10 protein-coding genes are annotated in these 14,575 nt (G+C 37.1%); all 10 read right to left on the bottom strand.

Annotated features, from left to right (window positions below):
* Nucleotides 1–184: 184 nt before the first annotated feature.
* Complete coding sequence (gene cas3 / locus DWX73_RS11200; RefSeq protein ID WP_118348840.1) at nt 185–2,329, bottom strand: CRISPR-associated helicase Cas3'; 2,145 nt, start codon at nt 2,327–2,329, stop codon at nt 185–187.
* 299 nt (nt 2,330–2,628) lie between these two features.
* Complete coding sequence (locus DWX73_RS11195) at nt 2,629–2,997, bottom strand: HIRAN domain-containing protein (RefSeq protein ID WP_118348839.1); 369 nt, start codon at nt 2,995–2,997, stop codon at nt 2,629–2,631.
* Between the two features lie 83 nt (nt 2,998–3,080).
* Nucleotides 3,081–4,061 (bottom strand): helix-turn-helix transcriptional regulator, encoded by a 981-nt coding sequence (locus DWX73_RS11190; protein WP_118348838.1) that lies wholly within the window; start codon nt 4,059–4,061, stop codon nt 3,081–3,083.
* Nucleotides 4,062–4,148: 87 nt separating this feature from the next.
* Nucleotides 4,149–5,450, bottom strand: coding sequence for a TIGR02679 domain-containing protein (locus tag DWX73_RS11185; RefSeq protein WP_118348837.1), 1,302 nt, complete (start codon nt 5,448–5,450; stop codon nt 4,149–4,151).
* On the bottom strand, nt 5,443–6,747 hold the full coding sequence (locus DWX73_RS14135) for an SbcC/MukB-like Walker B domain-containing protein (RefSeq protein WP_242996870.1): 1,305 nt from the start codon (nt 6,745–6,747) through the stop codon (nt 5,443–5,445). The genes DWX73_RS11185 and DWX73_RS14135 overlap by 8 nt, the downstream gene beginning before the upstream one ends.
* Nucleotides 6,717–9,563, bottom strand: a complete 2,847-nt coding sequence (locus tag DWX73_RS11180; protein ID WP_242996868.1) for a TIGR02680 family protein — start codon at nt 9,561–9,563, stop codon at nt 6,717–6,719. Before DWX73_RS11180 ends, DWX73_RS14135 begins: the two co-directional genes overlap by 31 nt.
* A complete protein-coding gene (locus DWX73_RS11175) occupies nt 9,556–10,695 on the bottom strand; it encodes a TIGR02678 family protein (RefSeq protein ID WP_118348836.1) in 1,140 nt (379 codons plus the stop codon). Before DWX73_RS11175 ends, DWX73_RS11180 begins: the two co-directional genes overlap by 8 nt.
* Nucleotides 10,696–10,715: 20 nt before the next feature.
* Nucleotides 10,716–12,200, bottom strand: a complete 1,485-nt coding sequence (locus DWX73_RS11170; RefSeq protein WP_118348835.1) for a TIGR02677 family protein — start codon at nt 12,198–12,200, stop codon at nt 10,716–10,718.
* A 501-nt stretch (nt 12,201–12,701) separates the two neighbouring features.
* Nucleotides 12,702–13,097 (bottom strand): hypothetical protein, encoded by a 396-nt coding sequence (locus tag DWX73_RS11165; protein WP_118348834.1) that lies wholly within the window; start codon nt 13,095–13,097, stop codon nt 12,702–12,704.
* Nucleotides 13,098–13,536: 439 nt separating this feature from the next.
* On the bottom strand, nt 13,537–13,905 hold the full coding sequence (locus DWX73_RS11160; protein WP_118348833.1) for a helix-turn-helix domain-containing protein: 369 nt from the start codon (nt 13,903–13,905) through the stop codon (nt 13,537–13,539).
* Nucleotides 13,906–14,575: the final 670 nt, after the last annotated feature.

Raw genomic sequence — 14,575 nt, 5'->3', positions numbered from 1 at the left:
TTCTTTAAGTATTTTAACAATTTGTTGATCCTCAAATACTATACTTAGCCTGTCGAACTAAACTGTGTCTTAAAATATTAATAGTAGTTTTAACTACTACAAAAGAAGCAGTATTTATGATAGAACTCCTCAAAGTTCTGCATATTCACTGCTCCTTTCATTTTTCTTCTACATTTATCATTCTTTAAAGAAACAATGCCATCCCATTATCAATTTCTAATTCCAACCCCATCTCTTCTGTATATCTACTCTCATCTGCCAATTCATAAAAATCTTCCAAATTTTCCGCTACCGGTTTCAGCATGCCGGCACCGTACATCTTGTCACAGGTCTGGTCATATACGGTAATACAATATTGACTCGCCTTTCGCATTCCCGATCTGGTAAATCCTTTTTCTTTTAATTCGAGAAGAATCTCATCTGCATCCTCCTCACAATTTATAAAAATTGTTTTTGTATTTTGTTCAATCAATCGAAAATCTTTCCCGACTTTTGCAAACCGATATTTTATTTTCTTATTCGTAAACTCATCCATGATTTTTTTCTTATCCAAACTTTCCCCCTTGATGTGATATAGCATTTCAAAATATCTTGTAATCGTCTCTCTATCTGAAAGATCCCTTCCATCTGTTATCAGACTTTTTGTCACATCGATCTGCTGACGCTGTCCTACAATACTTTCTTTTTCTTCAAATTTAAAAATAAAAACCTTACTCTCTTCTGCCTTTCTATGACCTTCCCTGTTACACCGTCCTGCCGCCTGTATCATGGAATCCACTCCTGCCAATTCTCGATAAACTGACTGAAAATCAAGATCGACTCCTGCTTCTACAAGGCTGGTGGAAATGAGAATACACTTTTTATCTTCCCTAAGTCTTTCTCTTATTTTTTCCAAAACCTGCTTTCTATGTTTCGGATACATACTTGTAGATAAATGGTATACCCCCTCTTCTTTTAACTCTTGATAAATATTTTGCGCTCTCTTTTTCGTATTAACAATACAAAGCGCCTGATATTCCCCTCTTAACTTGTTTATCAAACAATCTTCCGTTACTGTTCCGATATCTTCAAACAATGTCCTCTTAAAAAATTGAAATTGTTCATCCATTCTAGGACACAACTCTGTTGCTGAAACATTTCCCTGAAAAAATGATTTTAAAGCCGGCTGAGTTGCTGTACATAAAACAACACTGGTTCTATAATTACTGAGAAGTTCTTCTATCATTGCGATACAAGGTTTTAGGTAATCATTCGGCAACATCTGCGCTTCATCAAAAATAATTACACTGTTTGCAATATTATGTAATTTTCTGCATTTGGAAGACTTATTTGCAAATAGTGATTCAAAAAACTGTACGTTTGTTGTGACAACAACCGGTTTGTCCCAGTTTTCAGCTGCAAGCTGCATTGGCTTAAGTTCTTCCGAACTTTCGTAATCAACATTACAATGATTTTCCAACACATTTTCATCTCCTAAAATTTCTCTGAACACTTTCGCATTCTGTTCAATAATACTTGTATATGGAATGACGTAAATCACCCGATCCATTTGATTTTCCACCGCATGACGTAACGCAAATGCCAAAGAAGCTATTGTCTTTCCGCCGCCAGTCGGAACTGTCAAGCGAAACAGCCCTTTTTCAGATTTACCTTCTGCTAAACAATGCTTTAAAATTTCTGTTCTTCTTCCATTTACTGTATCCATCTCTTGATTTTTCAACCATTCCGAAACATGCTTTTCCAATTTCTCAAGAAGTGCTTCCATCGGCTCTCCGGAATTTCTTACTTTTTGCCCGCGACTCATAAATGCTTCTGTATCTAAAAAGTCAGCATCGACCAGACAAGAATAAAGCATTCTTATAAAAACACTCATAGAAAAATCTGGATTCACTGCCTTCTTGAAATCAAATGGATCCGTTACAATTTCCGGAATATCAATTTCTTTCTGATATGCCTGATAGTCACTGATCTTTTTCTTTCTTCTCCCCATTAAAGTAGGATCGCCTGCATTGTCATAATTACTTCCATAATCCGGAAGTCCGGCATGATGCCCCGCAATGCAATATTCTAAAAAACTATACTTTCCCCCTTTTTCTATGCAGACTCTCGCTCCTGCTGTAGAGTGATCCACCCGCTGATTACTTTCGCCTGTAATCCTTTTCAGAAAATCTACAGAATACTTTCCAATATCATGTAATATCCCATTACAGTAGCCCCAGTCTTGTTTCCCAAATTTTCCCGCAAACTCTCCAGAAATCTTTGCCGTCCCTTCTAAATGTTCCTTAACTGACTGAATTCTATCCTGATCTATGTGTGCTATATATTGCATAATTTTTGAATTCCTTTCATTGTTTTGATTTGTTGTGAATTTATTATCACCTTTTGCTTTTTACAAATATCAATTTTAATCTACACCCTATATCCTTCCAAAATATCTGGTTCTATGTCGAGATTTCGTACAAGTTAAAATCCGGAACCACAGCTTTCAATATTACCGATATCACGCAGTTCTTTCTGCCAGTGTAATAATGATACCCTCATTCAGTTCGGTACTTACATTGTACCATGAATTTTCTAATAGGGAATTTTCATTTTGACCTGTACTATTTATATTCTAACACCATTCCATCATTTAACTACTTCACACTCTCTAGATATTCCTGCCTCCTTCTCCACCAACTCAACTTCTTTCTTCTCTTTAAATCCATCTATCACTTTACAAATCACTTTTGATCTTGTAATAAACATCACTTCTACTGTAAATTTCTTTTTCACCTTATGTGCGATTCCTCCCGCGCTTTTCGTCCCGGTTGCAACCGTATATGGAGAGTTTGCAACATAACCGATTGTTCCTATCTGCTTCATTGTAGCTTTAATTGCTTCTCCATCATATGGATTATTTGGTTCTTTGACACATTTGATCTTTTTCCCAATCTTAAATGGTGTAACTCCGTAATAATGATTAAATCCAACAATCGTAATGTACTTTTCCTTCACGAATATCTCCTCCTCAAAATCGTTCTCTTTGATACATTAATAATAAAAAATAAGGTGTACAAAAATCTGTACACCCACACATTCTAATACTCCTGCAAAATCTCCTGCAGATATTTTTTGTATTCTGTTTTCACAAATTCTGGAGATTCTATCTTCATTTTCTTTCCAATACCAGTCAGCCATCCAAAAAATTGACTGCTTACCGCCACCAATAGATGTACTCGAAAATGCTCTTCATCTACCGGAATCAGTGTCGTTTCTTTCCCAAAACGATCTATAATGACACCAGCTAATTCATTACGGCAAGTTAAAGTTACCTCAACTTCTTTCCCTCCATACATTCCAAATGTTTTCTTTGCAAATTCAGCCAAATCAAATTTCTGAAACAGCTCTCTGCCCACACGCTCTTTTTCAATCGATTGAACCTGTTGCATTTTATCCACCCTGTAATGCTTGATAACATCTTCTGCTTCATCATATGCAATCAGATAATATTTTTCAGCATCCCATGTAAGCGCCCACGGACTTACTGTATATATGGCTCCATTTTTCTTTGGCACCAACTTTTTCTGCACCGTCCACTCCGCATATTGATACCTGATTTGATGATTTTCTAATATCGCTGTATGTATTTCATTTACATTATAATAAATAGTTTCATTTCCTGTCTTGGAACGATTGTAAATAAACACATTTCGCTGTAACAATTTGGCATCGTATTCATTAGTCAGATTTTCTAGTTTCCGAATCAATTCCTCTGACTTTTTACAACTAATAAATTTAGAAGCCTGTACAGCATCCACAAGTAGCTTTAATTCCGGTAATTCAAATTCTCTGCTGCCGATATAATATCCACCATTTGTTCCTTTTACTTGTATAATATCAATGTGAAACTCTCTCAATGTCTCAATATCACTATAAACAGTCTTGCGATCTGCCTCCATTCCATAGTTCTGAAGCAGTCGATTGATATCGGTCGCCGAAAGCGTATGCCTTTCGTCCGATTTTTCAAATAATATTTTCATGATGTAAAGCATTCTTAACTTTACTTTCGAAACTGCCATAGTTCTCCCTCCCCAATTATCAACATTGACCAATGTAATCCGTTCTTTCTCCACCAAACCTCATTGGAATGTAAATGTAATCATATTTTAAAAAATTTCATTGAACTTTTCCATCATGCTTTCCTGATATGCCGCTCTTCGTTTCTTATACATCACTTCTTTTATTTCCTGAAGTTCTTGAATATAAATCTGCTCTAGCTTCTTTATCCGCCTGTCACTTAGTTCTACTTCCGATAAATATGTTTCATACAAATTCACCTCATACTTCCAAAGCTTCAGCCTCTCTCCATACCGAAGTTTTAACTTCTGTGCGATCAAAAGCCCCTCCGGATCAAAATCTCCCGCATACCAGAAAATGGTGTCACATGCGAATTTATCCATAAGAACAAGCACTGCCAGACGCAATTGTCCATTCCCACAAATCACAGTCTGCTCCGGATGCTCTCTTATCAATCCAGAAAACACTGCCGGATTTTCTACAACATATATCTGTTGGCTCTGTCCACAAACTTTCTCCAATCTTCCGATTGTCTGTAAAGTCAATTTTGCCGGCTCTTGATTCTCAAAAAAACCTTCAATCCCTTCATGCAGACTCCCCTCCGGTTTCCATCCATGAATCCCATATGCTAGCACATCATTTGACACTTCATCTTTCAGGATCCCCGCCTCATAATAAATTCTGTTTTTGTATTCCACTCTGGAAAGTCCTTCCTGTTTTAAATCGAAGTTCCTTTCTCTGAGATAATTAAAGAGTAGTTTTTCACCTGTCTTCCCTTCATCAAAATAATGTGGATTCCCTGTAATATTTGCCGAAAACACCGGTAACAATTCTTTCTGGCTTTTATCTTGAAACACTTTCAAGTTTGCAATCCCTGTCATTACATACGTTAAAATGTTCCTCAACTCCTCTGGTTTTTCTTTGTATAACTGCATGATAAGCAAATAGCCCTCTTTCTTTTCTTCCAGTACGCGATGCAGCCATTCTCGTCCACTTTCATCAGAAATACTTTCCAGTATCTCCGTAAAATAATCTTCTCGTCTTTTAGACTCCACCAGTTCGATTTCCTTTTTTACTTGCAGAGGCTCTCCAAAATAAGTTTCCAGAATCAATTCCCAGGTTAGTCCCGCAAATTTACTGGATGCCAGACACCTTTTCATTAAATCCGCAGAAATTGTTATTGTTTTATTAATTGTATAATCCCTTTGAAAAAATCCTCCCAATTGCTCTTTCTCTTCTCTACTCAGTGACGCAAATAATACTGTCCCGCCAAAATGTCCCAGACTGGCATATTTATCCCTCATTTTCAGAAACAGTTTTTGATATACCGGACGTGCCTTAAAATACAGCATACATTCTTCTAACAACTTGTTTTTCTCTGTTTTATCCATGACTCAAGTCCTTTTCCAACACCATGCTTTTTGCGTTTCCATTCCAAACATATCGAATAACCGTAACATATTTTGCATTTTCCGGACGGACAAGCTGATAAATTGCCAGTCTTGGAACCGTATCATAATCCCCCCAAAGAATCTGTGAGTTAATCATAAAATTAAAGTCAAACTCCACCATCAGCCGAAACATGTCTCGAATATTCATCTCATCCACTCCGGCAAAAGCTTCATCCAGTGAAATCAAATACGGTGCATCCTGTCTTGCCCCTGCATATTTTGCTACTACTGCCGAAAATAACGGCACATACATCGCCATGGCCTTTTCTCCACCACTAAAAGTAAAGAATACCCTGTCTGTCAGCTCCCTTTTCTTCTCTCCTGTTTTTTGACATTCCAATTGAAATTCAAACCATTGACGATAATCCAGCACATTTCTCATAATCGCATGAAATGACTGCACATTTCCCAGATCATTTGCAGATTTTCTCGCCTCTTCAATCTTAGACCGAAAATGTCTGGATAACTGCTGCGCCTCTTCCGGACGCATAATCTCAGCATCCTTTTGCAGAAGTTCTACAAGGTCCCTCGTATCCAGCTGCTCTTCTTTCTCTGCCCGTTTATTTTTCCAGCGCAGACTCAGCGTAAGTCCACTGGAAGTCTTCATAGACTCCATCAGTGTATTCATCTTCTCAATCCACCGCTTACTAGCCTGAATTTTTCCACGAATTTTCTTACTGATTGTATTTGCAAGAATGTCTTCAAATAGCTCTCTGTCCTTATCATTCAAAAGCCGGCGCTGCACTTCTGCATCTTCCTTCATTCTGGCAATCAACTCTTTAAACTTGATCGTGATTCCTCTGTATTTAGCCGAAATGTCAATTCGTCTCATACTTGTGTCAAAAACTCCATTCTCCTCATCCAGCTCTTCAAACAATGACTGCAGTGTAACCTGATATTCCAACAGATATCCTCTATTCATATGGTATACATTTTGAAGATTCTCCAAAATTTCACTGTGCTTTTTATTTCCAAAGCTTCCCATAAACATCCTGCATATCTTCTCTGCCTGTTCTTCCAGATCATCGCTCACTGCTGCCTGACACTCTACATATCCAAGTTGATACTCCATTTCAAAAGCATCACAAAATCTGTTTTTCCGCTGTCTGGACGTTCCGACTGAAACCTCTATATCTCCCAATTTTTCCAAAAGCTGTTTTTCTTTTGTTTCCAAATGAGAGTTTTGCGTAACACTCGCCTCGATCTCTAACGGCAGTTCTCCAATCGTTCCACACAATGTTCCAATCGTTCCCTGATTTCCTCATAATCCGTCAAAGCAATCTGTTCCAGCACCGAATTTAGACTTCCTCGTTTTTCCCGTTCATTTTGTATCATGCGGTTCAAATCGTAACGAATATCATCCAAATCAGCGTCAATTCCTTCCAGATATTCCTTCTGCACCTTTACAAAACTAATTCCATTCCTATAATTTCCATAGGAAATCTGTACCCTCATCAGCTCTTCTTTATACTCAGCCAAAGCCTTTTCCGCTTCCGTAAACACGTCCAAACGCGGTGTCAGATAACACTTCTGACACACTTCCTGCACCCGCAGCCGAACCGCATCCAGACTTTTTCGTTCTTTTTCTACAATGCCTTTCTGGTTCTGTACTTTACACTCTATCTCTTCCAGAATATTCGTTTTCTTTTCTAATTCTTTTGCCGCAACCTTCAGATCCTGTTCTTTCGGAAATGATTTCCACTCTGTTTCCAGACGGCTTTTCCTTCCCTTTAATTGTGTAATTTCTTCTTCCACTATTTGAATGATATCTTCCAGTCTCTGACTTTCTGCTTCCAGTTCCTGTATCTTCTTTATGCGATACTGTTCTCTTGCAGAAGCTCCTATAAAACATGGAGTATAATTTTTCGTAATCGTTCCTTCAATGATTCCGATTCCATAATTTCCTTTTCTATCAATCCATGTCCTATTTTTTTCTACAGATTCATTTATCTCCTCTTCACCCTGTTCTTTCCAGCCAATTGCCGTTAATATGCGGGAAACATTCTGATACAGGAGAATATCCTCGTCTTCGTTGTCTACATCCAGAAAATCCATAATGTTATTTCTTACATATGCAGCGTCACTGAAAATATAGCGATCGCATCCCCCTGCATCCAACGCCAGCACCTGTTCTCTATATTCTTCCGAAACAATCAACGCATCCAATATCCCCATATGCAATAGCGCCTCTTCCAGATATGCTCGTTGTGATTCATCCAATTTACTGTCAAAATCAATTACTTTATACAGTTGTAAATATGGAATTTCTTTTTCTTCCAAAAGACGTCGATTCTTTTCCACCGCTTCACTGCATTCCGGCTCCGGTTCCTTTTGATCCTTCCACTGTTCCAGTTCTTCGTAAATTTCTTCTTTCTCCAAACGCTTATCGGATAATTCCCTGCTCAGCCGCAAAATCTCGCTTGAAAGTTCCTGATTTTTCCGCTCAAATTCACCATTTGCCAATCCGCGGATATCCCAATAATCCGTTTCCGTTGTGTACTTCTCCATCTCTCTTGCCATTTCCTGCAATATCTCTGACCGCAAATGTAACTCCGTATTCTCCTTTTCCCAATGGTAAACTGATTCAATTGTCTCCTGTTTTACTTCATGGAACTGATTTTCATATTGAAAGACTTCTCGTTCTGCTCTGTTCTTTTCTTCCTGATATGTGTCCAATTCCTGCAAAAATTTACTATATCTTTCCTGACACCCCTTTTCTTCTTCTAGCATCGTTTTTCCAAGATGAACTTTTTCCATATAATCCTTTAATAATTCCGAATGAGATTGAAAAGAATACTGCTCCCCTTTCTGCTCTATTAACTCTTTCTTCATAAATATAAATTCATCAAAAGGAATCCCCTCTATCTCTTCCTCCATATACTCCAAACTGTTTTCAATTTCCTCCCAAAGCATTTCATTTTTCTGAAATTGAAGTTTCATTCTCTGCTCTGTTTCCTGATATTTTTCTTTTTTCTCCTCTTCTTGCTGCTGTTTCCCGGTAATATTCTTTTTTAACTCTTCTAATTGACTTCGGATTTCAACCTCCCGCTGCTTTAACTTCACTGTATCACTATCAGACAGAGATTCCTTTTCCGCCTGACAAATTTTTTGCTCTTGTTTTAATTCAATATAATGTTTCTCTTCTTTCTCCCGCATTCTTTTACAGTCATCAATTTCCTGCTTCAGCTGTTCTGCCTGTTTTCTAAAACTATCGTATTCTTCTACCGACTTTCGAAACAATAATGCTTTATCATATAACATAATTTCATTATACTGATCATATACTTTTTCTATCTGACCTGCCGCCCCAATACTTTCATCCAATGTATCCAGATTTGTCTTCAAACCATCCATATTCTCAATTGCCTCAGACATCGGACGCAGATCATCTTCTGAAAGAGTCTGTAACGAACTGCTCAAAATCTCATTGATTACAGTTGGCTTAAAATCCTTTGAAAGCTTTGGCGTTCTTAATTGAATCAGAAGATTCAATAACTCTTTATATTCTTCCTGCGTTTCAAATCCAAATAAAAGCCGGTTTACACACTGGGCATACTCTCCCTGTGTCTCCATCACACGGCCACCGTCTCCGATCCGATTTCGAAGTTCCAGCTTTGTACAGGCAATCTTGCTCTGCCCTTCCTTATACAGATAAAAATCCTTTCCGACTCTCCGCCCATCTGTCAGACAAAAATACCATGACTCCATTTTTTTATTTTTACGCGCTCTCATCCCAATTCCAAGCGTCAAAAATTCATCGCTTTCCGCCCGTTTCATCTCCATATACAAATATCCGGTCCGCTCTTCTCGTTCATCATTTTCTTCCAGAAGATAATTCTCCATTTTACGAGCTCTGGATCCAAATGGGTCCAAACGCTCCGGGCGCATATTTCCATCCAGCAGCAGCGGTATAAAGCTCTGCATCGTAACAGATTTCCCGGAACCATTGGCTCCTCTCAGCAGCATCCTTCCGTCCAAAAAATAAAATTCTTCTTCATCATAATACCAAAAATCCAAGAGTCCTACTCTGTGTATCTGCCATTTGCTATTCATCTCTTCCTCCGTTCTCTAAAAACTCTTTTGGATAATGTCCTGTAATCTTTCCAACTGCCGTACGGATTCTAACGATATCTTTTTCTAAAAAAATCAGTCCTAGTTCCAACATATACCTTTGCACACTTTCAAAAAAATCTCCTGTTGTCATTTCACGATATGTTTTTATAAATCCTTTCCCATATCGTTCTTTACACTCCTCAAGAATCTCCCGAAATTTTTCCTTCGGAATTTCGATTGTTTCATCCACAGTCACTTCAATCCTTCCCTGCTGTATCCAGTTTGAAATGATGCCATGTATCAAAAGCACGATATCTGACAATGTATTTTCCTCAGGAAAACATTTTCCCATTCTGCAGTCCTCGCCCAAAATAAGAAATGCACTTGTCCTATGCACATGCAGTTCACAATCAAAAAGCTCCGACAACTCGCCCTGAATCATGTTGCGGTAGTTCCGGACATAGGCAAAATCTTCCTCTGTCTCGGGACTTTTGTACATTCCCATAGTCATAAGAAGTTTCCGATACACCCTCTGCCTTCTGACAATCCCCCGATCTTCGTTCACATCAATCCATTCCTGTTTTTCAAAATCTTCCGGCGTAGTATATCCCATAATATCCTGTGTGAAATTTTTCATAAAATATCTGGAGACGCCTGTATTTTCATAGAGTACTTCGCTTGTATCATCTCTCGCAAAATTCTCTTCACTTCCATCATTCAAATTCAGAATTCCGCAATTCACACAATACTTAATTACCTTAATCAAATGTCTTCGATACTGATATATCGTCCAGTCAATCTGCTCCTCCCTGTACTGCCCCTGTATATATTCTGTCAGTTCTGAAAGCACAAATTGCTCTTCGGCTTCTTTTTCTTCCAGAAACATTAAAATCATACAGAAAAAAATGTATTCTATTTTCCGGGTAAATTCTTGAATTCCCATCCAGTTCTCCGGTGTCGCCGGCATCTTTTCCACTTTTACAAGATAAGGATTCACGATTACCTGATACCCCAACTTTTCCATCAAGAATTTCTTAACCGTCCCCAGTTCATCCTTTATTTGATAATATAATTCTTTTTCCCGACTCTTTAATATCCAACGCCGTTCCAACAGAATTTCTAATGCTCTCATAACTTCTTTTCAAATTCCCTTCACTCATTTTTTTCAAATACAATCACATATGCCGGCATTTGCAAATTACCGTCCGGCGATTTCAAAATGCAGATTTCCTCTGTATCAGACTTTTCCACATGATAAACCTGCCCATCCTCTGTTTTTCCTTGAAGACTTTTATTCTCCAACGCTTTGGAAAGCCATGTCAGAAATACATCCCTTACATGCGGTTCTATCTCCGGAAGTTTCGCAAACTCCAGACGATTATCCCGAATATAACTTTTCAAAAGCCTGCGTTCTTCCTCTAATCTCTGTATCGTAACAAGTCTCATTTCTTCTTTTTCTTTCGAACGGTCAACAATCCCGCTCCGTCTTGATTTTTCTTTGTATGTGCGAACTCGCGGCGTTACTGTTACAACATATGGCTCCTCCTCGAATACACCACTGTTAATACTCTCTGTCTGACGCCCCGGCAGCCCTTTTAAATGCAGCGGCTTTTCAATTCCAAATACAACAGCAGCTAATCTGTGCGCCTCAAAAATGTCCTTACATTTTGAAAACATCACAGCTACCTTATGATATTCTTCCCGCCGATTTGCCCCTGCATTGCTCATTTCACTAATTCTTGCCGCATACCTTGTAATCTTTCGTATAATTTCATTCGTTGTATCAAATACTTTTGCCGCCTCGGAATCCTTTCCTTCCGCTCCGGTAAACCATTCCTCCAGGCTTTGCCATCGACCATATACTTTATCAGCAATTAAATCTTCCTTTACTTCCACATCGATTCTCGGAATCAACAATTCATATTGTACAACTTCCGCCAGCAGGCACTTCAAAATCTCTCTATCTGTATTCTTCAGGCACTGCTCTATAGATGCTGCATTGACCTGCAGACTCTTCACGAAACTTCTCAAATACTCAATTAAACGGTCTTTGAACACAAGAAACTCTGTCGTCTTCATCATTTCTTCTGCCTTTACACTGTTCAACTCCCGCATATAATCCTGATAATTCTGATTCAATCGCATAAAATCATTATTCAAATCATTCCACCATGCATATATATGCTCCTGATCTGCTTTCGCAATTTCAGAAAATTTACTCAGATTAATACGAAGTCTCTCCAACAATGTTGGTTCCAGCGAAGAACTTTCAATAAACAGATTCTCTACCCGGATAACCATTCGCTCAATTTCTACCGTAGCTTCAGATAACTGATATCGGAACTTTTTATTCTTAAACTCCTCAATAGTCGCAACCTTTTTCGTATCCTGAATGGTTACCAGATTCCCCCATGCAGTCAAAGCTGCCAAGTCCTGCTGACACTGCTCCGGTGTATATTCTCTAAAGTATACATCTTCCTTTAATTCCTCATATACCTCTTCCTGATACAGCCAATACTTCAGCTTTTCATACTTCAAATAAAAAAGCCGGATGATCGGACGATATCTGTCCGTATTATCCACATTCAGATATTTTGCTTCCGTCATCGGCTTTCTTACTGTTTCCTGTATTTTCATCACTTGCCATGCTCCTCTAAAAGATAAAACTTTGTTATTGTTTACTAAGGATATTATAAAATATCAAGTGTGTAAAAGTTTGGACATCTAAACCTTTTTCTTTCTGTAAAATCACATCTTCCTTGTAACATGCTGCAATATAATTATGTCTTTCTTTCAAATTTCCCCCAGCTTTTTCTGCTTCTTATAATTTCATCAACAATTTCTTCTAAATAATTCTCCTATCTACCACTAGTATATAGCAAATTCTATAAAATTCAACGCAAGATTTTACAGTTTTTTTATTAAAACTAGTATTTATATCAATTCTTGCATATTCCGCGAAACCTCCACACTTCTCTTGCTCAGATGAACTGGAATTTGCAAGTTCTTTTATACAAATATTTATTAGTTGATCTACTATCGATTTATACATATCGATCAGCAATAAACTTTCACACCTGTTTTCATCTATTTTACCTTTGTCCTTCGAAAATTTTCATCACTTGTTTATTAAAACCGTTATACAAAATTAATAAAATATGTTCCCTTATTACCTTCAACTTGAACGATATATTTTGTATTTTTTTCAATTCTTCTAAATTTAATAGATGTACCCACTTCAATAGCCACATCATCCATAATAACCTCATTATTTTCATCCAAAATGCGAACTAAAACATCTCTATCACTATTTGCATCATTAATCATTTCTTTGTCGTAAAAGACCGAATCAAAAAGCAAATATTCTTCATTTGAAAAATTTACAGTAATCCAATCATTCGTTTCCGAAGTATTTCTAACAACAGCAATATCCATTGGATAAAAATAATCACTTAACACACCGATCTCTTGAATTGCAAAAAACACACCACTTGTTACACAAATACTTACAATAATAGCAAGAATTATCTTCATACAATTTTTTCTTTATTTTCATAAATGGATTGCTCCTCTCTTCTACTGGAAATACTTCTGGACATTTAATCGGTTCCTTCATCGTATCTTTAATAACACTGCAACAATTGCAGGAAAAACTACAATGTATGGTCTGTAAAAATTGGAATAGAAAAAAATTTTTACCACATCTTGTAAAAAAATACTATTGATATAGAAATTAAAAATATAGCTATAATTTCTTTCCATTTTTTACTAATCATTTCCTTAATCTTTAACAAATTCAGCTCTCCTCTCAATCTTTTAGCTCCAAAAAGCATGATATATAATCACAGCACGAACGTCCAGAACAAAATGTCTACTATTTAATATTTTACCACAATAAATCATACCATGTAAAAGTTCAAAAAGCTATCCCGTCACAAACTAAACACGGAGCAGCTTTCTGATGTTCAGGATATTAACCGTAGATCTCTATATATTCATTTTCATCACTATATTCGCATCCACATACAGGACATATTACAGAATCTAGTGCATAAAATTCTGTTCCACAACAATTACAATAAGCATTACACAAATACTTATCCATAGTAATATCTGAAAACATCTCTATTCTAACTTCTTGTAGCGGCTTGTAAGATACTATCTGTTGCAATTCTACACCTAATGCATAACTTATTTTTTCAAGTCTATCTATGGTTGGGCTTGATTCGTCTCTTTCAAGTTCACCATAATATTTTTCATTTATGTTTGCCTGTTCCGCAACTTGTACTTGTGTTTTATTACCTATTCTTCTGTAATATTTTAAAGCTCCCCCTACTTTCATAATACGTCCCCTTTCTAAAATACCGTTTATATACGGTTTCTTGTATGTATTTTTAATTATACAATTAAAGAAAAGAAATTACAAGGAAATGGGGTTCGTAATTAGGGATTAACAAATCACAGTTAATAAAGCCTTCAAACGGAACTCTTAAAAACTAGAATGACCACACTAGAGTATTTATTTACTCCGGTGTGGTCGTTTTTTAAATACCATAAAATGATTATATTAAAATCAACTTAGTTCTATTTTTTTGCTCTGAACGTTGATTCTTCTGAATTACCCATATCAAAATACATAACACGATTTTCTGGATCATATTCGCCAGTAACCTTATAACGTAAATTTTCATCATAATTTGGAATTAGTTTACAAACTATTTCTCGTAAATTTTTGTTATTACAACTAAGTGTACTTGTCTGTTCTCCACGAGGTTTTGAAAATGTAGTAGCTTTAGCTTCATTGCTTTTACATACTCGAATTGCAAACACATTCTGTGATGGGTCAATACTATATTGCACATTTTGAGGATAGTTTAACTCTTCTAGAACACGTTTGCTAAACGTAAACGCAAAATAGCGAGTACCTTGACATTTTTAGGCGGCTGCTTTGCAGCCACCGATATTTAAGCTTTGCGAATCCCTGCCGGAAGTTTTTCTGACCAGGGCAGAAG

It is taken from the genome of Coprococcus sp. AF21-14LB (genome assembly GCF_003458885.1).
Taxonomy (GTDB): Bacteria; Bacillota; Clostridia; order Lachnospirales; family Lachnospiraceae; genus UBA9414.
The sequence above is the reverse complement of the archived record's forward strand: the minus strand, read 5'-3'. Positions and strand labels throughout refer to the sequence as shown.